Origin of the sequence: Prevotella sp. SGI.167 (genome assembly GCF_050313615.1) — a bacterium.
GTDB lineage: Bacteria > Bacteroidota > Bacteroidia > Bacteroidales > Bacteroidaceae > Prevotella.
The window spans coordinates 1-204 of the sequence record NZ_JBNPLT010000172.1 but is presented as its reverse complement, the minus strand read 5'-3'; the positions used below and the strand labels follow the sequence as shown (position 1 = coordinate 204).

Sequence of the window (204 nt, the reverse complement as noted above, 5' to 3'; positions counted from 1 at the left end):
AATCTTTGTCGCTAACGTTTGCACCAGTGAGAACAAAAGCAATTATCTCACCTCTATCATTACAAGCCAGATGTAGCTTGAACCCATGACACCATCCCATTGTTCCCTTTCCGTCTGTGGCAATGCCTTTGAACACTTTGTTGGCATAACGCCTGAGATTGTGGCATATTGGTATCATGGTTGAATCAACAAAGGTTATACCTG

1 protein-coding gene is annotated in these 204 nt (G+C 42.6%); it reads right to left on the bottom strand.

Annotated elements, in window-relative coordinates; genetic code table 11:
• Positions 1–204: transposase (locus ACQRBJ_RS16380; RefSeq protein WP_445304276.1), on the bottom strand; the 204-nt coding region annotated here is incomplete at both ends.